Source organism: Kitasatospora sp. NEAU-69 (assembly GCF_057158765.1).
Window position 1 is genome coordinate 71,429 of record NZ_JBWXUE010000015.1, and the last position, 20,694, is coordinate 92,122.

21 protein-coding genes are annotated in these 20,694 nt (G+C 73.6%); 12 read left to right on the forward strand and 9 right to left on the reverse strand.

Annotated features, from left to right (window positions below):
- The first annotated feature begins 2 nt into the window (after positions 1 to 2).
- From AC060L_RS19095 to AC060L_RS19110, 4 genes are all read left to right on the forward strand, one after another.
- A complete protein-coding gene (locus AC060L_RS19095; protein WP_483799998.1) occupies positions 3 to 281 on the forward strand; it encodes a MoaD/ThiS family protein in 279 nt (92 codons plus the stop codon).
- 537 nt (positions 282 to 818) lie between these two features.
- Entirely contained in the window at positions 819 to 1,022 is a 204-nt protein-coding gene (locus tag AC060L_RS19100; RefSeq protein WP_030289665.1) for a cold-shock protein, read from the forward strand.
- Between the two features lie 390 nt (positions 1,023 to 1,412).
- Positions 1,413 to 3,035, forward strand: a complete 1,623-nt coding sequence (gene groL, locus AC060L_RS19105; protein ID WP_483799999.1) for a chaperonin GroEL — start codon at positions 1,413 to 1,415, stop codon at positions 3,033 to 3,035.
- A gap of 139 nt (positions 3,036 to 3,174) precedes the next feature.
- A complete protein-coding gene (locus tag AC060L_RS19110; protein ID WP_483800000.1) occupies positions 3,175 to 3,528 on the forward strand; it encodes a hypothetical protein in 354 nt (117 codons plus the stop codon).
- A 21-nt stretch (positions 3,529 to 3,549) separates the two neighbouring features.
- Here the strand turns inward: AC060L_RS19110 and AC060L_RS19115 are convergent, their stop codons facing one another.
- Positions 3,550 to 4,233, reverse strand: coding sequence for an HD domain-containing protein (locus AC060L_RS19115; protein WP_483800001.1), 684 nt, complete (start codon positions 4,231 to 4,233; stop codon positions 3,550 to 3,552).
- 66 nt (positions 4,234 to 4,299) lie between these two features.
- Here AC060L_RS19115 and AC060L_RS19120 point away from each other — a divergent pair, with 66 nt between their 5' ends.
- From AC060L_RS19120 to AC060L_RS19130, 3 genes are all read left to right on the forward strand, one after another.
- Positions 4,300 to 4,647 carry a PadR family transcriptional regulator gene (locus tag AC060L_RS19120; protein ID WP_483800002.1) on the forward strand — a complete coding sequence of 116 codons (348 nt, stop codon included), beginning with the start codon at positions 4,300 to 4,302 and terminating at the stop codon, positions 4,645 to 4,647.
- Positions 4,644 to 5,633 carry a hypothetical protein gene (locus tag AC060L_RS19125; RefSeq protein ID WP_483800003.1) on the forward strand — a complete coding sequence of 330 codons (990 nt, stop codon included), beginning with the start codon at positions 4,644 to 4,646 and terminating at the stop codon, positions 5,631 to 5,633. The genes AC060L_RS19120 and AC060L_RS19125 overlap by 4 nt, the downstream gene beginning before the upstream one ends.
- 67 nt (positions 5,634 to 5,700) lie before the next feature.
- Positions 5,701 to 6,387 (forward strand): copper homeostasis protein CutC, encoded by a 687-nt coding sequence (locus tag AC060L_RS19130; RefSeq protein WP_483800004.1) that lies wholly within the window; start codon positions 5,701 to 5,703, stop codon positions 6,385 to 6,387.
- A gap of 57 nt (positions 6,388 to 6,444) precedes the next feature.
- Here AC060L_RS19130 and AC060L_RS19135 read toward each other — a convergent pair whose 3' ends face one another.
- Positions 6,445 to 8,520, reverse strand: coding sequence for a HelD family protein (locus AC060L_RS19135; protein ID WP_483800131.1), 2,076 nt, complete (start codon positions 8,518 to 8,520; stop codon positions 6,445 to 6,447).
- Positions 8,521 to 8,988: 468 nt separating this feature from the next.
- On the opposite strand from AC060L_RS19135, the gene AC060L_RS19140 reads away from it, so the two are divergent.
- Positions 8,989 to 9,201 (forward strand): hypothetical protein, encoded by a 213-nt coding sequence (locus tag AC060L_RS19140; RefSeq protein ID WP_483800005.1) that lies wholly within the window; start codon positions 8,989 to 8,991, stop codon positions 9,199 to 9,201.
- 12 nt (positions 9,202 to 9,213) lie between these two features.
- On the opposite strand, the gene AC060L_RS19145 is transcribed toward AC060L_RS19140, so the two are convergent.
- The 3 genes from AC060L_RS19145 to AC060L_RS19155 form a co-directional block, all read right to left on the reverse strand.
- Positions 9,214 to 10,893, reverse strand: coding sequence for a DNA repair helicase XPB (locus AC060L_RS19145; RefSeq protein ID WP_483800006.1), 1,680 nt, complete (start codon positions 10,891 to 10,893; stop codon positions 9,214 to 9,216).
- A gap of 103 nt (positions 10,894 to 10,996) precedes the next feature.
- Entirely contained in the window at positions 10,997 to 11,722 is a 726-nt protein-coding gene (gene pgeF, locus AC060L_RS19150; RefSeq protein WP_483800007.1) for a peptidoglycan editing factor PgeF, read from the reverse strand.
- 70 nt (positions 11,723 to 11,792) lie between these two features.
- Positions 11,793 to 14,330 carry a helicase C-terminal domain-containing protein gene (locus tag AC060L_RS19155; protein ID WP_483800008.1) on the reverse strand — a complete coding sequence of 846 codons (2,538 nt, stop codon included), beginning with the start codon at positions 14,328 to 14,330 and terminating at the stop codon, positions 11,793 to 11,795.
- A 383-nt stretch (positions 14,331 to 14,713) separates the two neighbouring features.
- On the opposite strand from AC060L_RS19155, the gene AC060L_RS19160 reads away from it, so the two are divergent.
- Positions 14,714 to 15,715 (forward strand): hypothetical protein, encoded by a 1,002-nt coding sequence (locus AC060L_RS19160; protein ID WP_483800009.1) that lies wholly within the window; start codon positions 14,714 to 14,716, stop codon positions 15,713 to 15,715.
- 21 nt (positions 15,716 to 15,736) lie between these two features.
- Here the strand turns inward: AC060L_RS19160 and AC060L_RS19165 are convergent, their stop codons facing one another.
- Positions 15,737 to 16,318, reverse strand: a complete 582-nt coding sequence (locus AC060L_RS19165; protein WP_483800010.1) for a TetR/AcrR family transcriptional regulator — start codon at positions 16,316 to 16,318, stop codon at positions 15,737 to 15,739.
- 115 nt (positions 16,319 to 16,433) lie between these two features.
- Here AC060L_RS19165 and AC060L_RS19170 point away from each other — a divergent pair, with 115 nt between their 5' ends.
- Positions 16,434 to 16,724, forward strand: a complete 291-nt coding sequence (locus AC060L_RS19170; protein WP_483800011.1) for a hypothetical protein — start codon at positions 16,434 to 16,436, stop codon at positions 16,722 to 16,724.
- A 49-nt stretch (positions 16,725 to 16,773) separates the two neighbouring features.
- Here the strand turns inward: AC060L_RS19170 and AC060L_RS19175 are convergent, their stop codons facing one another.
- Both AC060L_RS19175 and AC060L_RS19180 read right to left on the reverse strand, forming a co-directional pair.
- Complete coding sequence (locus AC060L_RS19175; protein ID WP_483800012.1) at positions 16,774 to 17,658, reverse strand: class I SAM-dependent methyltransferase; 885 nt, start codon at positions 17,656 to 17,658, stop codon at positions 16,774 to 16,776.
- A gap of 86 nt (positions 17,659 to 17,744) precedes the next feature.
- Entirely contained in the window at positions 17,745 to 18,704 is a 960-nt protein-coding gene (locus AC060L_RS19180; RefSeq protein WP_483800013.1) for an ABC transporter substrate-binding protein, read from the reverse strand.
- A 61-nt stretch (positions 18,705 to 18,765) separates the two neighbouring features.
- On the opposite strand from AC060L_RS19180, the gene AC060L_RS19185 reads away from it, so the two are divergent.
- Positions 18,766 to 19,380: an HAD family hydrolase gene (locus tag AC060L_RS19185; RefSeq protein WP_483800014.1), complete on the forward strand. Its 615-nt coding sequence runs from the start codon at positions 18,766 to 18,768 to the stop codon at positions 19,378 to 19,380.
- A gap of 35 nt (positions 19,381 to 19,415) precedes the next feature.
- Here the strand turns inward: AC060L_RS19185 and AC060L_RS19190 are convergent, their stop codons facing one another.
- The gene (locus AC060L_RS19190) at positions 19,416 to 19,664 is read right to left on the reverse strand and encodes a hypothetical protein (RefSeq protein WP_483800015.1); all 249 of its coding nucleotides are present in this window, start codon (positions 19,662 to 19,664) and stop codon (positions 19,416 to 19,418) included.
- Positions 19,665 to 20,237: 573 nt separating this feature from the next.
- Between AC060L_RS19190 and AC060L_RS19195 the strand changes: the two genes are divergently transcribed.
- Positions 20,238 to 20,621, forward strand: a complete 384-nt coding sequence (locus tag AC060L_RS19195) for a cold-shock protein (RefSeq protein WP_483800016.1) — start codon at positions 20,238 to 20,240, stop codon at positions 20,619 to 20,621.
- The last annotated feature ends 73 nt before the right edge of the window (positions 20,622 to 20,694 follow it).

Genomic DNA, 20,694 nt, shown 5'->3' on the forward strand with positions numbered 1-20,694 from the left:
CGATGAGTGCAACCGTTCGCATTCCGACCATCCTGCGCACCTACACCGACGGCAAGGCCGAGGTGGGCGCCAGCGGTGCCACGCTCGGCGAGATCATCGCCGATCTGGAGCAGAACCACACCGGCATCAGTGCGCGGATTCTGGACGAAACCGGCAAGCTGCGCCGTTTCGTCAACATTTATGTCAATGACGACGACGTGCGCTTTTCCGACGGCCTCGGCACCGAGGTCGCGGACGGCGCGAGCGTCTCGATCATCCCGGCCGTCGCCGGCGGCTGCTGACGCCGCTCCGGCGGACCGCTCAGGGCGCCACGCCGACTTGACTCCTCGTCAGGTCGCGCGGCGCCCTGCGGCATACCCGGGGGCGCGCTGTGGCACACCCGGCGGCCCCGCCGGGGCGTGTCCGCGGGTGTCCCCGGCAGGGCATAGGGTGGTGTCCGTCCCATGAGACATAACTGCCGAGGTACGGACCGATTCATGTCGGCGACTCGTCAGAATCATTCGGGGAATTCGCGCGTTTGGTCCGCTATGTCCGAGACGAATTGCTGAGTTCTGTCGCATTCATCCCGGCTAATCCCTTTGCGGCCCACTCGAATTCGCCTCCAGTGACCCTGTTGCAGAGGGCTCCGATGCGGATACATTCAGCCGCGGTCGACGAATTCGCCTGTTCCTACCGGCACCGACGGGTGCCCGGGGGTGGGGCGCTGCGGCACGCAGGGCCGCGCCCAGGGGGGTCTCTCTTCGGGGCAGTCGAACCAGACCCGGGCCCGCGACCTGCGGGCACGTGAAGGGCCAGCACAGCACTTAGGGGAGTTCGGAATGGCTCAGGGCACCGTCAAGTGGTTCAACGCGGAGAAGGGCTACGGCTTCATCGCGGTCGACGGTGGTGCGGACGTGTTCGTCCACTACAGCGCGATCCAGATGGACGGCTACCGCACCCTTGAAGAGGGCCAGCGGGTCGAGTTCGAGATCTCCCAGGGGCAGAAGGGCCCGCAGGCGGACATGGTCCGCGCGGCGGTCTGACCTTTCCGAACCTCGGAGTTCGCGGCTCTTCCCGAGCTGGTCGATAACGGCGGCAGGCCCGCACTCGCCCCCTGACGGGGGGTCGAGTGCGGGCCTGCCGCCGTTCTGCTCCCGGCGAGCCGGCCGTCGGTCCGCCGTCCTGGCGTCCGGCCGGCCGTCCGCCGGTCGGGCTACCGCTCCTCCGGCGGTGGCGCGTTGGTCGATAGAGCTTGCACTCGTCATGCCGGAGTGCTAATCATTGGCGTTAGCACTCTCAGCTTGAGAGTGACAAACGGACCGGGTCGGTGAGGCCTTGGCAGCGGCAGGGGACAGGCCCCCCGCATACCAGGACCGTCCGTCGCGGGCACCTCTGGTCCGAGCAGTCGACCGTGTCCTGGAGGACCACTTCCGATGGCCAAGATCATCGCGTTTGACGAGGAAGCTCGCCGCGGCCTTGAGCGCGGCATGAACCAGCTTGCCGACGCCGTCAAGGTGACGCTGGGCCCCAAGGGCCGCAACGTCGTCCTTGAGAAGAAGTGGGGCGCCCCCACGATCACCAACGACGGCGTCTCCATTGCCAAGGAGATCGAGCTCGAGGACCCGTACGAGAAGATCGGTGCCGAGCTCGTCAAGGAGGTCGCCAAGAAGACCGACGACGTCGCCGGCGATGGCACCACCACCGCCACCGTGCTGGCCCAGGCCCTGGTTCGCGAGGGTCTGCGCAACGTCGCGGCCGGCGCCAACCCGATGGCCCTGAAGCGCGGTATCGAGAAGGCCGTCGCGGCCGTCTCGGACCAGCTGCTGGCCCAGGCCAAGGACGTGGAGACCAAGGAGCAGATCGCCTCCACCGCCTCCATCTCGGCCGCCGACACCCAGATCGGCGAGCTCATCGCCGAGGCCATGGACAAGGTCGGCAAGGAAGGCGTCATCACCGTCGAGGAGAGCAACACCTTCGGTCTGGAGCTCGAGCTCACCGAGGGCATGCGCTTCGACAAGGGCTACATCTCGGCCTACTTCGCCACCGACCTGGAGCGGATGGAGGCGTCCTTCGAGGACCCGTACATCCTGATCGTCAACTCCAAGATCGGCTCGGTCAAGGACCTGCTCCCGCTGCTGGAGAAGGTCATGCAGAGCGGCAAGCCGCTCGTCATCATCGCCGAGGACGTCGAGGGCGAGGCCCTGTCGACCCTGGTCGTGAACAAGATCCGCGGCACCTTCAAGTCCGTCGCCGTCAAGGCCCCGGGCTTCGGCGACCGCCGCAAGGCCATGCTCGGCGACATCGCCATCCTCACCGGTGGCACCGTGGTCTCCGAGGAGGTCGGCCTCAAGCTGGAGAACGCCGGTCTCGACCTGCTGGGCACCGCCCGCAAGGTGGTCATCACCAAGGACGAGACCACCATCGTCGATGGCGGCGGCGACAGCGACCAGGTCGCCGGCCGGGTCAACCAGATCCGCGCCGAGATCGAGAACAGCGACTCGGACTACGACCGCGAGAAGCTCCAGGAGCGCCTCGCGAAGCTGGCCGGCGGCGTGGCCGTCATCAAGGCCGGCGCCGCGACCGAGGTCGAGCTCAAGGAGCGCAAGCACCGCATCGAGGACGCCGTTCGCAACGCGAAGGCGGCCGTCGAGGAGGGCATCGTCGCCGGCGGTGGCGTGGCGCTGCTGCAGGCGTCGGTCGCGTTCGACAAGCTGGAGCTCGAGGGCGACGAGGCCACCGGTGCCAACATCGTCAAGGTCGCGCTGGAGGCCCCGATCAAGCAGATCGCGACCAACGCCGGCCTCGAGGGCGGTGTCGTGGTGGAGAAGGTGCGCAACCTCCCCGCCGGTCACGGCCTGAACGCCGCCACCAACGAGTACGTTGACCTGATCGCCGCGGGCATCATCGACCCGGCCAAGGTCACGCGCTCCGCGCTGCAGAACGCCGCCTCCATCGCGGCGCTCTTCCTCACCACCGAGGCCGTCATCGCCGACAAGCCGGAGAAGGCGTCCGCGCCGGCCGGTGGCGGCATGCCGGGCGGTGACATGGACTTCTGATCCCCCTTCAGGGATCCGACGTTCTCTCGCCTGTACTCGTGCAGGCTCGCTGGGGCGGTCTCCTTCGGGAGGCCGCCCCAGCGGCGTACCCGGCGGCCTACCGGGCGGGGTGCCCGGCGGCGTACCGGACAATGGACGCATGGCCGACATCGAAGCCGCGCTGCACAACGCGCGGGCCCTGATCCTCGCTGACCTCACCACCCGGGACGTGGCCGACGCCACCGTCGTCTCGCTGCTGGAGAACGCCGTGACGCACCGGCGCTGGTGGCTGGAACAGTGGCCGGACGGCACCGAGTTCGTGCTCGGGCTGCTCGCCCAGGACGTCCAGGACGCGCTGCTGGAGGCGTACGGACGCTGGCCGCTCTGCGAGGACTGCGCCCGGGCCGACGACGACCTGCACGCGCTCTCCGTCGAGCCCGAGCTGGGGCCGGACCCGCACTGGGTCTGCGCCAAGCGCGCGGTCGAGGTGGCCGCCGTGGGGTCGCTGACCTGACGTTGCCCGTCCCGCTCGCTCCTACAGTGCCGGCTCGCCCGGTGCGGGATCGTCGAGCTCCGCGAGCTCGGCCGCCAGGTTGGCCCGCGCCTGCTGCTCGTAGCGGGCCCGGCCGGCCGGCGTGCGGTAGAGCGCCGGCAGCGCGAGCAACTGCCGCAGGATCGCTGCCCGGCCCGGGCGGAACAGCTCCTCGGGGACGAAGCCGTACTCCTCGCGCACGGCCCCGGCGTACGCCGCGTAGCGCTCCGGCGAGCGGCCGAGCACGGCCAGGTCGGCGTCGCAGAGCAGCTCGCCGTTGCGGTCGCCGGGCTGCGGATGGTGGCCGACCGTCAGCCGGACCAGCCGGACCACCTCGTCGATCCGGGCCGCGGCCACCCCCGTCTCGCGCAGCGCGCGGATCGCCAGCCGGGCGCTGCGCTCCTCGTTCTCGGAGCGGTCCGGCTGGTAGACGGCGTCGTGGAACCAGGCGGCCAGCCGGACGGCGTCCGGATCCTCGGCGTGCCCGGCGAGTGCGTCCACCTCGTCCAGCACCGCGAGCAGGTGGTCGGTGGAGTGGTACCGGCGCTGCGGCTCGGCCCAGCGGCCGAGCAGATCCCGCCCGTACGGCTCGGGATCGACGTTCGCCCCGCAGCGTTCCAGCAGGGCGCTCCAGCGCTGCAGCAGGGCCTCGGTCGCGGGGTGCGGTTCGGTCGGCATGACGCTCATTCTGCTCCTGACCCTCTTTCACCCGACCTCTGGACCAATATGCCGATGGTCGGTATATGTAGACGCATGACAGGACGAGCTCTGCAGGAGCCGACGCTGCTCCTGCTCACCGCGCTCGCCGATGCCCCCAGGCACGGCTATGCGCTCATCCAGGAGGTCTCGGTGATCTCCGGGGGCCGGGTGAAGATGCGGACCGGCACGCTCTACGCGGCCCTGGACCGGCTGCTCGAACAGGGGCTGATCCGGGTCGAGCGCGACGAGGTGGTGGACGGGCGGGCCCGGCGCACGTATGCGCTGGCCGATCCCGGGCGGACGCTGCTCGCCGCGGAGGCCGAGCGGCTGAGGGTGGTGGCCGGTGAGGCCGAGCGCCGGCTGGGTGTGGCAGGACTGCGAATCGCGGGGGGACTGGCATGACGGTGAATCAGGGAATGGTCGGCACCGGGTCGTTGGCGCTGCGGCTGGCGCTGCTGCTCTATCCGGCGCGGTACCGCAGGGAGCGCGGCGCGGAGATCACGGCGGTCTTCGCCGACGCGACGGCCGAGGCCGGGCGGTGGTTCCGGCTGCGCGAGCTGTACGGCGTGGCCGCGCTCGGGGCGCGGCGGCGGGTCGGGCTGGCCTCGGCGCAGGGTGGCGGACGGCTGCTCGGGGAGGCCGCGCCGCTGTTGGCGGGCTCGTTGGCGGGGTCGGCGGCGCTCTGGCTCGGCACCTTCTACGACTCGCACCAGAGTCCGGAGGGGGCGATCCCCGGGATGGGCTGGCTGGTCCTGGGCCTCTCGGTGCTCGGCTGCCTGCTGCTCGCGGTCGTGCTGCGCGGCTGGTGGGTCGCGGGCCGAACGATGGCGGCGCTGCTGGCAGTCGGGTGGGTGGCGGTGGTGGCCGAGCAGGTCCACTGGTTCCTGACGGGGTTCCCGTGGACCTGGTCGATGTTCTGGGCCGTGCTGCCGCCGCTGCTGCTGTCGCTGGTGCTGCTCTTCGGTCCGGTCCTGGCGGGCCTGATGCTGCTCGCCGTGCCGCCGGACATGCTCGACCCGGCGCGTCGGCCGAAGCCCTGGCCGGCCCTCGGCATGGCGGCGGTCGTGGCCGGGGCGGACTGGCTCTCCCACTGGTACACCGATCACCTGGTCGGCCGCGAGGTGGCCGAGGTGGCGCCGCTGCCGCTGCTGGGTGGTCTCGCGCTGACCCTGCTGGTCGCCGGTGCGCGGCGGCGCGGCCGGCCGCAGCTCGCCGCGGTGGCGCTGGCCTGGCTGCCGGTCGTGCTGCCGAACGCCGTGATGTTCCTGACCGATTCGTCGATGCGGTGGGCTCCGGTGGGTCTCGGGTTCCTGGCCGCGGTGCTGCTCACGGTGGCGCTGGCGGTCTACCGGTGGCGGGTGCTCAGCAGGGCGCTGGTCGGTCGCTGACCCGGCTGATCCTCTTACCCGCACCCGGGGCTCGCCGCCGGAGCGGGTGGTGTGGCAGTCTACCGATATGTCTAGACCAATCTTCGAAGTCATCGCGCTGACGGCGCAGGATGCCCAGGCCGCGCAGTCCGGCGGCGCCGACCGCCTCGAACTGGTCACCGACATGGCCGCCGACGGGCTCACGCCCTCGGTGGCCGGCTTCGCCGCGATCCGGGCGGCGGTGGACCTGCCGCTGCGGGTGATGCTGCGGATCCGGGACGGCTTCGCGCCGGGCGGGCTGGACGCGCTGCTGGAGCGGGCCGCCGCGCTGCGGGCCGCCGGGGCCGACGAGTTCGTCTTCGGGTTCCTGGACGCGGACGGCGCGGTGGACCTGACGGCGGTACGGGCCGTCGCCGAGGCGGTGGCCGGCTGCCGCTGGACCTTCCACCGTGCGATCGACCACAGCACCGACCGCTCGGCGCTGCGCGCGGCCGTCGGCGAGCTGCCCGGCCTGGACACCTTCCTCACCTCGGGCTCGCCCGCCGGGGTGGCCGCCGGGCGCGAGGTGCTGACCGGCGAGCTCGCGAAGGCGGGCGAACCGGGCTACCGGCAGCGGATCCTGATCGGCGGCGGTCTGCACGCCGAGCACCTGCCCGGCCTGCGGGCCGAGGGCTTCGACGGGTTCCACGTCGGCGGCGCGGTGCGGGCCGACGGCTGGGGCTCACCGGTGGACCCGGCCAGGGTCGCGCACTGGCGGGCGCTGATCGACGGCTGAGCACGGGGCCCGCGCCGCTCTCCGGGGAGAGCGGCGCGGACCTCGAAGCGGGAGGCCCTAGGCCAGCTCGGCCGGCAGCGGCTCGCTGTGCAGCACCGTCAGGCCGGAGACCGCACGGGTCAGCGCGACGTACAGCCGGCGCAGACCGGTCCGCTCGTCCGGTTCGCCGGCCACCACGGCCGCGGGCTCGTCGAGCACCACGTAGTCGTACTCCAGACCCTTCGCCAGCGATGCCGGGACCAGGGTCAGCCGGGCCTCGGCGGTGGTCTCCTCGCCGGGGGTGAGGTAGGCCAGCCCGGCCCCGGCCAGCGCGGCCTCGAAGAGCGGGATCCGGGCGTCGGCCGCGATCAGGCCGGTCGAGCCCTCGCGGGCCAGCGCCTCGTGGCAGGCGGCGAGCACCGCATCGACCAGCGGCTCCTCGGTGTGACGGATCGTCAGCGAGCCCTCGGTGTCGCGGATCGAGGTGGCCGGGGCCAGCCCGGGGGCGATCGCCGGCAGCAGCCGCGAGGCGTAGCCGATCACCTCGCCGGGCACCCGGAAGCCGGTGGTCAGCTCCTCGACGTGCGCGCCGGACTTGCCCAGGTGGTGCAGCGCCTGCGGCCAACTCGCGGTCGCCCAGGGGGTGGTGCCCTGCGCCAGGTCGCCGAGCACGGTGGCCGAGCCGGTGCTGCACCGGCGGCCGACCGCGCGGTACTGCATGGGCGAGAGGTCCTGCGCCTCGTCGAGCACCACATGGCCGAGCGAGGGCGTGCGGTGCACGAGGTCCTGCGCCTCGTCCACCAGCACGGCGTCCGCCGGCGTCCACGGCGCGCTCTTCAGCGAGCGGCCCGGCTTGGTCCACCGGATCGCCTGCTGCTCGGCCTCGGTCAGCACTCCGTCCGCGCAGGCGGCCAGGAACGCCTCGTCGGTGAGCAGCCGGTGCACCAGCTTGACCGGATCGACCGGCGGCCAGCAGGCCTTGACGGTCGCCTTGACCTCGCGGGAGCGGGCGACCGCGTCCTGCACCCGGTCGTCGGGCGCCTCGCCGCCCTGCTCCATCTTCAGCAGCACGGCGTGCGCGATCCGCTGCGGCATGGCCTCCATGGCCGCTCCGTAGCGGATCTCCCGGCTCGCCAACTCCTCGACGATCTCGACCAGTTCGTAGGCCGGCACGCGCCAGCGGCGGGAGCCGCGGACCACCACGCACGGCTCGGTGGGCAGCGTGATGCCGGACCGCACCGCGCGCCTCAGCACCTCGGCGAGCCGGGCGTCGCCCTTGATCCCGGCCGCCTCGGCGTCGTCCGTCCCGCGCACCTCCACGTGCCCGACCAGCTCCTGGACGGTGGCCTGCGCCACCTCCAACTCGCCGAGGGCGGGCAGTACTTGCTCGATGTAGGAGAGGAAGGAGCTGTTCGGCCCGATGACCAGCGTGCCGGACTTGGCGAGCCGGTCGCGGTGCGCGTAGAGCAGGTAGGCGACACGGTGCAGGCCGACCGCCGTCTTCCCGGTGCCCGGGGCTCCCTGGACGCAGACCGTGCCGGTGATGTCGGCGCGGACGATCTCGTCCTGCTCGGGCTGGATGGTGGCCACGATGTCGCGCATCGGGCCGACGCGGGGCTTCTCGATCTCGGCCGCGAGCAGTGCCGAGACGGTGTCGGTCTCGGCCGGGTCGCTGAGGTGCTCGTCCTCGTAGGCCGTCATCTCGCCGCCGGTGTAGCCGAACCGGCGGCGGCGCTCGATGTCCATCGGGTCCTTGCGGCTGGCCCGGTAGAAGGACTGCGAGACCGGTGCGCGCCAGTCGAGCACCATCGGGTCGCCCTCGGCGTCGTGCACGTGGCGGCGCCCGATGTAGAACTTCTCGCCGCCGGCGCCCTCGGAGACCTCGCCGGAGACGGCGTGCAGGAAGTCCAGCCGGCCGAAGAAGAGCGGGGTGTGCGCGAGGTCGGCCAGTGCGGCGATCCGGCGCTGGATCTGGTTGTGCAGTACCTGGGCGGTGACCCAGCTGCCGGCGACATCGGAGATGTCGAGGGCCTGGGCGTCCTCGCGCATCGCGCGCAGGGCCGCGCGGGAGGAGGCGAGGTGGTCCCGCTCGCGCCGCAGCGGATCGCCGTCTGCGATGTCTGCAGTGGCGGTGGCGGCGTCGTCGGGGGAGATGGCGGGGGATTGCACGGCGAACCTTCCCGGCCGCGCCGGTGCACGGTCGCGGCGGTCTCGTCATAGCTCACGGTGAAGGAACCTGACCGGTTGCCGAGCGGCCAGGGCCTCCCACGGCTGCCACGAGCGGCACCACGTTTCGGGAGGGGGCAGACCGGACAGCTTAGACCGCCGTTGGCCCGGGCGCTAACGGATATTCGCCGGATAAGACCGACCGGCAAATGGTGGGTGGAGGAAGGAGCGGCGTCCGGGCCGAGTCTGGGCGGCGCCGACGAGGGAGCCACTGCGGAGCATTGGCGACTGAGGAGAAGCCGTCCAGGCGAGAGCACGGGCGTCGCGACGCCGCCCACCATTTGTCGGTCGGTCTGGGGGCTCGGGGACGCCTACGCCTCCAGGAGGATCCCGGCCCGTTCGGTTACGCCCTACGGGTTGATGTGTTTCGGCGGCCGGAAAACTACCGTGGAACACATGAGCACCGTACCCATGACGGCGCCCCCGGCAGCGGCCAAGACCCCCCGGGCGCGCACCAGCACCGAATCCCGCCGACCGGCCAACGGCAGCACCGCCGCCGGCCGGCCGAACCGTCACAAGCCGCTCGCCCGAGCCGTGCGCAACGTCGGCATCGCGCTCGACACCGCCGCGCGGGTGGTCTTCCTCGGGCGCGACGGCGTCAAGCTCTGAGCAGCCGGACGATCACACGTCGTCGGCGTCGATGATCCGGTACGCGTACCCCTGCTCGGCCAGGAACCGCTGGCGGTGCGCGGCGAAGTCCTGGTCGACGGTGTCCCGGGCGACCACCGAGTAGAAGTGCGCCGAGTGGCCGTCCGCCTTCGGGCGCAGCACCCGGCCGAGCCGCTGGGCCTCCTCCTGGCGGGAGCCGAAGGTGCCGGAGACCTGGATCGCGACCGTGGCCTCGGGCAGGTCGATCGAGAAGTTCGCCACCTTGGAGACGACCAGCACGCTGATCTCCTTGGTGCGGAACGCCTCGAACAGCTTCTCGCGCTGCGCGTTGCTGGTCTCGCCCTTGATCACCGGCGCGTTCAGCACCTCGCCGAGCTCGTCGAGCTGGTCGATGTACTGGCCGATGATCAGCGTCTGGTCCTTCTCGTGCTTCTTGACCAGCGCCTCCACCACCCGCCGCTTGGTCGCGGTGGTGGAGCAGAAGCGGTAGCGCTCCTCCGGCTCGGCGGTCGCGTAGGCGAGCCGCTCGGAGTCGGTCAGCGTGACCCGGACCTCGCAGCAGTCGGCGGGCGCGATGTAGCCCTGCGCCTCGATCTCCTTCCACGGCGCGTCGAAGCGCTTGGGGCCGATCAGCGAGAAGACGTCGCCCTCCCGGCCGTCCTCGCGCACCAGGGTCGCGGTCAGGCCGAGCCGGCGGCGGGCCTGCAGGTCGGCGGTGAACTTGAAGACCGGCGCGGGCAGCAGGTGCACCTCGTCGTAGACCACCAGGCCCCAGTTGCGCGCGTCGAACAGCTCAAGGTGCGCGTAGCTGCCCTTCCGCTTGGTCGTCATCACCTGGTAGGTGGCGATGGTGACCGGGCGGATCTCCTTGCGGGTGCCGCTGTACTCGCCGATCTCGTCCTCGGTCAGCGAGGTCCGCTTGACCAGCTCGTGCTTCCACTGCCGGGCCGAGACGGTGTTGGTGACCAGGATCAGCGTGGTCGACTTCGCCTCCGCCATCGCGGCCGCACCGACCAGCGTCTTGCCCGCTCCGCAAGGCAGCACCACGACGCCGCTGCCGCCGTGCCAGAAGCCCTCGACCGCCTGCTGCTGGTACGGGCGCAGCTGCCAGCCGTTCTGCTCCAGCTCGATCGGGTGCGCCTCGCCGTCCACGTAGCCGGCGTGGTCCTCGGCCGGCCAGCCGAGCTTGAGCAGCACCTGCTTGATCTGGCCGCGCTCGGAGGGGTGGACGACCACGGTGTCCGGGTCGACCCGGGCGCCGACCAGCGGGGCGATCTTCTTGGACTTCAGCACCTCCTCCAGCACCGGGCGGTCGGTGGTGCTGAGCACCAGACCGTGCACCGGGTGCTTGGAGAGCTGCAGCCGGCCGTAGCGGGCCATGGTGTCGGCGACATCGACCAGCAGCGCGTGCGGCACGGGGTAGCGCGAGTACGTGACCAGCGCGTCCACCACCTGCTCGGCGTCGTGCCCGGCGGCCCGCGCGTTCCACAGGCCGAGCGGGGTCAGCCGGTAGGTGTGCACGTGCTCGGGCGCCCGCTCCAGCTCGGCGAACGGCGCGATGGCGCGGCGGCAGTCGGCGGCCTGCGGGTGGTCGATCTCCAGCAGGAGAGTCTTGTCACTCTGGACGATCAAGCAGGACACGCGTCGCACCTCCGTCGAAACGGCGCACCGGAGAGGCGCGCCACCCTCCATGGTCGCAAATCCCCGGCGCGGGCAGGGAACGATTCATCCGGCCGATTCGGGTGGCCGGATGAATCGCTCGTTCGCGCACGGGCCACCCGGCCCACCGGGCCGGTCAGCCGGCGAGCCAGACGTAGCCGGCGAACCGCCCGGTGGGCTCCTCGCGGCGGTGCGAGTAGAGGTCCTGGTCCTCGATCGTGCAGCGGTCGTCCTGGCGGATCGCGGTGACCCCCGCGCGGGTCAGCTGGGCGGTGATGCCGGCTCGCAGGTCGAGCGCCGGGGTGCCCTGGCGGGTGGTCGCGTACGTCTCCGGGAGCTGTTCGACGGCGGCCGCGCGCATCTCCTCGGGCACCTCGTAGCAGCGCCCGCACGCCATCGGGCCGACCAGCGCGGCGATCCGCTCGGGCCGCGCGCCGGCCTCGGTCATCGCGGCCACCAGCGCCGGCACCACGCCGGCCAGCGTGCCGGCCCGGCCGGAGTGCGCCGCGCCGACCATCCCGGCCACCGGGTCGCCGAGCAGCACGGTCGCGCAGTCGGCGGCCAGCGCGGCCAGCGCCAGTCCGGGCTCGGTGGTGAACATCGCGTCCAGACCCGGCCGCGGCTCGGCGAACGGCGCGCTGACCCGGACCACCGTGGCACTGTGCACCTGGCGCATCCAGACCACCCGGTCCGGCGCCAACCCCAGCTCGGCGGCGGTCAGTTCGCGGTTGCGCAGCACGTCCTCGCGCCGGTCCGCGGTGCCGAGCCCGAGGTTGCGCGAGTCGAACGGCGCCCGGCTCACGCCGCCGTGGCGGTCGGCGACGGCGTACCGGATCCCGGGGGCGAGCTCTGCGATGTCCATGGGGGCGAGCCTACGTGCCGTTCGTGACGACTCGTCCGGTGCGGCGGGGGCCTGTTCGACCGGATAGGCCTTACGACTCGTCCAGCTCCGCGACGCCGGTGATCCGGTGCAGCGCGAAGGTGCGGATCGCGTCGCTGTGGTGGTCGAACGCGGTGACGTAGCCGCCCTCGACCTTGACCGGGTCGACCACTCGCTGCGAGGCCAGGCCCTCGGCGTTGATGTAGCCGATCCACATCCGCTCGCCGAGCAGCACCGCGGTCTGCAGCGCGGCGAGCGTGTCGGCGGCCGCCGTGCGCGGGAGCTGCCGGGTGTCGGTGCGGGCCGGGCCGGTCTCGGTGCGGGTCGCGGCGGGGCCGGCCACGGTCTCCCGGCGGGTCGCGGTGGCGGCCCGGTCGCCGGCCCGGATCGCCTTGACGGCGGCGCCGAGCAGCACGTCGTCCGGCATGGACGGGCCGTCCGAGACCGGGACGGGCGCGGTGCGCGGCGGCGTGCGGTGGCTGTCGGGGCGGGTGATCACCAGGTCGCCCTCGGCCGACTCCGCGGCCGGCGCGTAGCCCATCGCGCGCAGCACCGCGAGCACCGTGTCGGGCGCCGCCTGGGCGGCCAGCACGGTCGGGGCCAGCAGCCGCAGCCGCAGCTCGGCGGCCCGCCGGTCGGCCAGCACCTCGCCGAGCAGCGCGGGGTCGTCGCAGCGCAGGTAGGAGCCGGCGGCGCCGACCCGCAGCACGCCGTGCCGGCGGGCGACGTCGTCGATCAGGTAGCTGAGCGGCTGCGGGACGGGCGTGCGCGAGTGCTGCGCCAGGAAGGCGTGCAGGTCGCTCGCGCTGCGGCCGGCGTCGAGCGCGCGGCGAACCGATTCGGCGCTGAACCGGTAGACCGTCGCGCCGCCCTTGGACTCGATCTCGGCGCAGAGCGCGAGCGCCTGGGCGAGCGGGGTGAGCAGCGGGCCGGGCGCGATCGCGGTCAGGTCGGGCTGCAGGATCACGTGGTCCAGCGGCTGCGGCAGCAGCGGGTCCAGCACCGGGGCCGGGTCCTGGCCGGCCAGCAGCGCGCGGCCGGCGGCGGCGAGCGCGCCGCGGCCGGTGACGCCGAGCAGCTCGGCCTCGGCGAGGGTCCAGTCGGTCAGCTGCTCGCGCAGGTCGCGGCCGTCGGGGCCGGTGGCGCCGCCGCGCAGCGGGCGGGTCCAGCGCTGCACGGGCAGCAGCCCGGCGGCGTCGGCGACCCCGCCGGGGGCCAGCGCGGCGAGCAGGCTGAGCACGCCGCGCCGGGTGGCGGGGGCCGGCACCCGGTCCAGCTCGGGGCCGAGCGCGGCGCGCGGCCTGCCCTTGCCGTCGGGGGCGCCGACCAGCCCGGGCACCCGGGTGGCGGCCAGCCAGGCCCGGGCCAGCACGGTCCAGCGCTCGGCGGTCGGCTGCTTGAGCCAGGTGTCGTAGGCCGGGGTCGGTGCCCAGACCTCGCCGACCCGGGCCGGATTGTCGGACGTCTCGCCGTCCGGTGCCAGCAGGCCGGCGCCGTAGGCGAGTTCGAGCCAGAAGGCGGCCTGCTGCTCGCCGGTGTCCAGCGTCTGTGCGGCGCGCTTGAGGTCGCGCACGCCCAGGCCACCGGCCCGCAGCGTGGGCGGTGGTTGCAGGCCCCAGACATCGAGCAGTTCCTCGACGGTGCGCACGGCGGTGTACGCCTGGCCGGCCGCCGCGCTGTCCACAGCCTGTGGATCGCGCTGCGCGGTCGCCACCAGCGCGGGGGCGGTGGGTTCGACCCGCTGGTGACTGCGCCCGCCGCGCAGGTACAGCGCCAGCTCGCGCGGCAGCACCACGCTGCCCGGACCGGACGGCAGCAGCAGGCCGCGGGCCAGCAGCCACTCGACGGGGCTGCGCGCCTCCTCGGCGGTCACCTGGCGCGCGGCGTCGGCGACCGCGCCGGTCGGCGGGCCCCAGATCAGCCGGTCCAGCACGCCGAGCGCGTTCGGCGGCGCCTCGGCGAGCAGCGCGGCGCACCGCTTGCGATCGGTCAGCAGCGCGCTCAGCGCGGCCACCGCGGTCACCGGGTCGGGGGTGGCGGGCAGCCCGGCGCCGGCCAGCAGCTGCTGGAGCCGGGCCGGGGACATCCCCAGCGTCGCCTCGGCCAGCGTCGGGCCGAGGCCGGTGCCGCCGGGTGCGCTGCCGCTCGGCGCGAGCGCCTCGCGGACCGCGATCACCAGCCGCAGTGCGGAGTCCGGCCCCCAGACCAGTGCCCGCTCGCGCAGCGCGGCGAGCGCGGCCGGCAACGCGGCGACGACCGCCGAGCGCTCCACCGGCTCGGCGGCCGGGTGCGGCTTGACCCGGGCCGGGCCGGCCAGCAGGTCGCGCACCACGGTGTCCGGGCAGCCGTCCGGAGCCGCCGCGAGCGCCTCGGCCACCTGGAGCGTGAACCGGTCCAGCCGCTCCAGCGCCCGCAGCGCGGACGCCCGGCCGGAGAGCCGGGCGGCGAGCTGGGTCAGGTCGGTCGGCACCGGGTTGAGCAGATCGGGCCGCAGGCGCAGCAGGGTGGCGAGCGCCTGGTCGCTGCGGGTGCGGAGCTCTTCGGCAAGGGTTCGGGCCCTGCCGGGCTGTCCGTTCGGCTCGGTGGTCATCCGACCCAGGTTAGACCGTCCGGCTAGGGCCTGTCCGGCCGGTCTTGTCGGACCAGTGCGCGGCGTTGGGCGCCCGGCTGGGCGTGCGCCCGAGTCGCCCTCGTACTGGACGTACTTGGGCGATTCGGGCGTGCGTCCAGGCGGGATGCCCGGCGTCGGGCGCCCGGCAAGATCGGCCGGACAGGCCCTGGGGGGAGGCGTCGCGGCACCCGGACCGGGCCGTGGGGCTCGTGGCCCGCGCGACTGCCGGGGTTTCCCGCAGGTCGCGGGGGTGGCGCCGGAGGGGAGGGGGCATAGGGCGGATGGGGCTCGACCGGCTGGACGCCGGTCGGTTAGCGTCAGCGGGCAGCGGGGCCTGGAGTTACGGGACAGGGTGGCGGGCGATGGCGGGTGAGCAGTCGGGCGGCGCGAGCGGTCCGGGCGGTTCGGGCAGCGTGGACGGTCCCGGTGGTTCGGGCAGCACGGGCAGCGCGGGCGGTTCGGGCGGGGCACAGGACGGCGGGTTGACCGGCGGGCTCTCCGGCGGCGAGTGGTGGCGGGTGGACGGGCCCTGGCGGGTGCTCGGCGCGGCGCCGGCCCCGGCCCCGGCCGTGGGCGCCGACGCCGACGCAGCCGAGGATGACGGCGTGTACGCCGCGCCGCGGACCGACGGCGCCGGCGAGGGGCCGGCGGCCGGTCCCGAGGTCCCGGCGCAGCGCACCGGTCGGTCCGTCTTCCGCAAGCGCCCGGCCGCCGAGCCCGCGGCCCCCGCCCCGGCCGCCACCGAGACCGCCGATCAGCCGGCGGCCTGGCTGATCGCGCCGGCCGCGCCGGGCGGCCCGGTCCGCCCGCCGACGCTGGAGGACTTCCCCGGCTGGGACGAGGTGTGGATCGAGTTCCCGCCGGACGACACCGTGTCCGCCGAACCGCCCGCCGACGCCCGCGCGCTCCCCGACCAGCGCGGCCGGGCCGGTGAGGCCGAGCCGGAGCCGGCCGAGCCGGCCGCCGAGGGCGAGGCGGCGCCGCGCCGCGGCGTGCTGACCGGCCGCCGGCCCTCGCCGCTGCTGCTGCTCGCCGCCGCGGTGCTGATCGGCGGGGCGGTGACCGGGCTGATCCTGGTGCTGCTGGCCGGCTGGGCGCTGGCCTACCTCTCGCGTCGGCTCGGCGACCTGACGAAGAAGTTCGCCGTCTTCGGCATTCCGCTGATCACCATGAGCGGCTCCACGCTCTGGTTCTGGGGCCGCGCCCAGGGCCGCTGGGGCGAGCCGCTGCTCAAGGGCGCCACGATGAGCAAGGCCGCGCTCACCGCGGCCCCCGGGGTGCTGCGGCTGGCGGCGCTGTTCTCGGCGCTCTTCCTGCTGGCGGTGACGATGCGCCGGCGCCGGCCGGCGCCGACCGAGGAGTAGCCCCGCCGAACCCTGCGCTGGTCAGCCCAGCTTGTCGGCCATCTTCACCAGCGCCGCGCGCCGGGTCTGCGGGGTGTCCTCGGCGAGCCCGGACATCACCATGGTGATCACCTTCGGCGCCGTGAACCACCAGGCCGAGAGCGCGAAGGCCGCGTAGAGCAGGTGCGGCGCGGGCACGTCCTCGCTGATCCGCCCGGCCTGCTGGGCCCGGGCGATCGCCGCGACGCGCTCGGCGTAGTAGCCGGCCCGCTCGTCGTCCCGGGCGGTGGGCGTCGGCTCGACCAGCAGGCCCTCCCAGCGGAGCAGCCGCAGGAAGTTCGGGTTGGCCGAGTGCCAGTCGAAGAGCCGCCCGGCGAAGTCGCCGAGGCCCACGCACTCCTGCGGCAGCGGTGAGGTCTCGGTCATCACCCGGGCCAGCTCGTGGTCGATGACGTGGCCGAACAGCTGCTCCTTGTTGCCGAAGTACTGGTAGATCCGCTCCTTGTTGATGCCCGCCGACCTGGCGATCCGGTCCACCCGGGCGCCCTCGGGGCCGTACTCGGCGAACTCCTTGATCGCGGCGTCGAGCAGCAGTCGCTTCGTCTTCTCGGTGTCCCATGCCATGGCGGAAGTCTAGCGCGGAACTCCAACCGGGCGGTTGGACATGCCGGGGTGGCTGTGGCAGACTCCAACCACTCGGTTGGAGATGAGCTCCACCGGTGCCTTCAGGGGGTCTGCCATGTCCGTTCCCACCGTGCACCACCGCGCTGTGATCACCTGGCTCTCGGTCTATCCGACGATCACCGTCACGCTCGCGCTGCTCGGCCCGTCCACCGCGCATCTGCCGCTGTACGTCCGCACGTTGATCCTCACCGTGGTCGTGGTGCCGGTGTCGGTGTACCTGTTCGGGCCGCTGCTGACGAAGGCGCACGCCAGGACGATCGGCCGCGCCGGGCAGACGGCCCCGTCCGCCGCCCCGGCACCGGCCGCGCCCGCCGCTGTGCGCGAGGACGCGCTGATCGGGAGCTGACCGGCGCCGAGCGTCGAGCGTTGAGCGGCGAGGCGTCCGACGGCAGGCCCTAGCCGCGCAGCGCCGTCGTGTAGCGGATCGCGGTGCGCCGCACCAGGCTGCCGTCCGGGCCGGCCAGCGGGGCCAGTGCGGCCAGCGCGGCCTGCCGGGCCTCGTCGAGCCGCTCGGAGGGGATCGACTCGAGCGCCCCGCGCCAGCCGCCGGCCCGCAGGGCGCGCCACCAGGCGTCGGCGTCGGGGTAGTGGGTGGCCGAGGTGTGCTCGACCGTCCGCACGTCCGTGAAGCCCGCCCGGTAGAGCAGGTCGGCGGCCTCCTCGGGGCTGCGGCCCAGCGGGTTGAACCTGGCCACTCTGCTCTGCCGCTTGCGGGCCGCGGCCGGCGGCAGGAATCCGTTGAGCACCGCGCCGGGGCGGTCCCAGCCGGGCTCGTCCGCGCCGAATGCGGTGAAGCCGAACCGGCCGCCGGGCACCAGCACCCGGTGCAGCGAGGCCAGCGCGGCCGCCGGGTCGGGCGTGAAGATCACCGCGAACGAGGAGAGCGCCGCCTCGAACGAGGCGTCGGGGAATCCGAGCGCCTCGGCGTCGTCCAGCCGGACGCTGACGTTGCGCAGGCCGCGCCCGGCGGCCTGCGCGGAGGTGACCTTGACCATGCCCGGCGCGAGGTCGATCCCGGCCACGTAGCCCTCCGGGCCGACCTCGGCGAGCGCGGCGAAGAGCACCGCGCCGCGCCCGCACCCGACGTCCAGCACCCGGTCGCCCGGGCGCAGGCCCGCCAGCCGGGCCAGCCGGGCCCCGATCGGGTTGAAGAAGTCGCCGTTGGCCTCGTCGTACTCCTCGGCGGCGAGCGAGAAGGAGTGGGCGAGAGCCGCCTTGCGGCGCCGGGCGACCTCGGTCGGATCGGCGGGTGACTCACCTCGGAGCTGAGTGTTCGTCATACCGCCATGGTGGTCCCGCTGTGGCATGCGTCACAAGACTCGCGGACGCGTTCGACCGGAGCATCGAGGTGAACGACGGCGCTGCGTCAGAAACTCAGCAGGTGTTGCAGCTGGTCGAGGATCAGGCTCGCGCCGTAGTAGCCGATGCCCTCGAACCAGAGCTGGTCGTCCACCGGGAACGCCCGGTGCGCGCGGACCGCGCCGAGCGCCTGCCAGGCCGACCCGGACAGCACCGCGGTCGCGCCCGCCGCCTCCGGATCGCCGTGGACGGCGTAGAGCAGCAGGTCGCCGTCGGCGCCGGCGAGCTGGTCGGGGTTGATCTCGACGTCGAACTGCTCGACGTTCTGCGCGTCCGGTCGGCCGAGTTGGAGGTCGGCGAGGATCGTGCCGAGGAAGTTCTGCCGGGCGTAGAGCCGGATCCGGCCGCCCTGGACGAACCGCAGCAGGCTGACCCGGCGGGCGGCGGCCGCGCCCGGGCCGCCGATCGCGTGCGAGAGCTGGGCGATCTGGCCGTGGTAGGCCGCCGTGACCGCGTCGGCCTGGGCCTGGCGGCCGAGCGCGCGGGCGTGCAACTGGAAGTTCTCCTTCCACGGGAACCCGGTGCTGTTGCTGAACACGGTCGGCGCGATCGCGCGCAGCGCGGCGTAGTGCTCGGCGTCGCGGACCTGGCTGCTCAGGATCAGCTCCGGCCGCAGGGCCCGGATCTGCGCCAGGTCGGGGTTGCCGACCGTGCCGGTGTCCACCACCACGGCCAGCCGGGAGGCCGGCCAGTAGTCCGGCAGGCCGCTGTCGGCGGGCGCCCGGGAGGCGCCGATCGGGGTGCTGCCCAGGATCATCGCGGAGTCCAGCTCGGCGGTGTCCAGCGCCACCACCCGCAGCGGGGCGCCGGGGACGGTCACCGGGCCGTTCGCGCCGGTGACGGTCGCGCTCGGCGACGGTGAGGTGCCGGGCGACGGCGGGCCGGGGCGCGGCAGCGGGGTGCAGGCGGCCAGCGCGGCCGCCGCGGCCGCGCTCAGCACGGCCCGACGCGGCAGCTGACGGTGCATGGGGAAATTATGTCCGCTTTGCCGGGAAAATCCGGGTAGACGCAGGCCCTAGGCTGGCGACATGTCTGTGCTCACCGTTGGCTTCGACCTCGACATGACGCTGCTCGACACGCGTCCCGGCATCAAGGCCACGTATCTGGCGCTCACCGCCGAGACCGGTGTGCACGTCGACGCCGACCTGGTGGTCACCCGGCTGGGCCCGCCGCTCGCCGTCGAGATCGCGAACTGGTTCCCGGCCGAGCAGGTGGCGGCGGCCACCGACCGCTATCGCGAGCTCTACCGGGAGCACGCCTTCGAGCCGACCGTCCCGCTGCCCGGCGCGCGTGAGGCGGTCGCGGCGGTCCGCGCGGCCGGCGGCCGGGTCGCGGTGATCACCGGCAAGTACGAGCCGAACGCGCGGCTGCACCTGGAGCACGCCGGCCTGCCGTACGACGTGCTGGTCGGCGACCTGTGGGCGGAGAGCAAGGGCGAGGCGCTGCGCGAGCACGGCGCCGCCGTCTACGTCGGCGACCACCTCGGGGACATCGTCGGCGCCCGGCTGGCCGACGCGGTCGCGGTCGGCGTGGCCACCGGCCCGTACTCGGCCGAGCAGCTCGCCGAGGGCGGCGCGGACGTGGTGTTCGCCGACCTGACCGAGTTCCCGGCCTGGTTCGCGGCCCGCGCCCAGTCGAGCTGAGCGGCCCGCCTGGTCAGCCCGAGCCGTCCGACCGGTCAGCTCGGCTGGGCGCTCCGCTCGGCCTCGTTGACCCGGCGGCGCTGCGCCCGGGCCGAGCGGAACAGGCCGACCAGCGCCAGCAGGAAGCCGAGCGGCATCAGCATGCTGGCCCAGTAGGCCTCGCTGGGCAGCGGGGTCAGGTGGAAGAAGAGCGGGATGAACGTGACGATCACCGCCAGCGAACCCACGCAGAAGACCACCGCACCGGTCCGGACCAGGCCTTCGCCCGACTCCCTGCTGCTCACTGCGACTCCCTGACGTATGACCGCCGCCCTGTGGCCGGCGTATGACTGGCTACCGTTGACGGGCCGCCCCGTCGGTGCGACGGTCAAGTCTCGCAGAACCGCGCCGCCCGCGCCGAGCGGTGCCCGCCCCGGACGCCCGCTCGCGCTACCCCTCGCCCTACCCCTCGTCACCTGGCACAATGTCAGCTTCGTCACTGCCTGCGGTTCGCCGGGGACAGGGAGTTTCGGACTCCGGGTCCCAGGGGTATGCAGGTTTCGCACGGGGTCGTCCGACCCCGCTTCCAGCCAGGGGGTGTGAGCCAGTGGAGAGCGCCATGACGCGATCCGGCCCCGCCGTGCCCTGGCCGGCCCCGCGCGTCAGAGCCGGACGCCTACGCCCCGGCGCGTGCGAGTGAAACCCCCGAGCGGTCGTCAGTCCAGCCGCTGACGCACCGCCGTCCGCCGGCCCCGTCCACGTCCGCCCGCCTCCCGGGCCGGACGCCGCCCGGGCGGCCTGCCGGACCCACACCCCCTCCCAAGGCCTTCCGGCGACGCTGCCGGGCGGCCTCCACACCCACACCGAGGACATTCGAGATGCCCACCGGCCAGGTCAAATGGTTCAACGAGACGAAGGGCTTCGGCTTCCTGTCGCGCGACGACGGCGATGACGTCTTCGTCCACAGCAAGGCGCTGCCCGCCGGGATCAGCACGCTCAAGCCGGGCCAGCGGGTGGAGTTCGGGGTGGTCGCCGGGCACCGCGGTGACCAGGCGATGAGTGTCACGCTGCTGGAGGCACTGCCCTCGGTGGCGGCCGCGCAGCGGCGCAGCGCGGACGACATGGCGCCGATCGTGCAGGACCTGATCACCATGCTGGACACGGTGCTGCCCGGCCTCCAGCACGGCCGCTACCCGGCCAAGCCGGAGGGCCAGAAGCTCGCGGCGGTGCTGCGCGCGGTGGCCGACCAGTTCGACGTCTGACGCCGTACGGACCGCCGGGGGGGGGTGCGACCGGGGAAGTAGCGGCGGGGTGTGTGGTTTCCGGGGGGGTGTT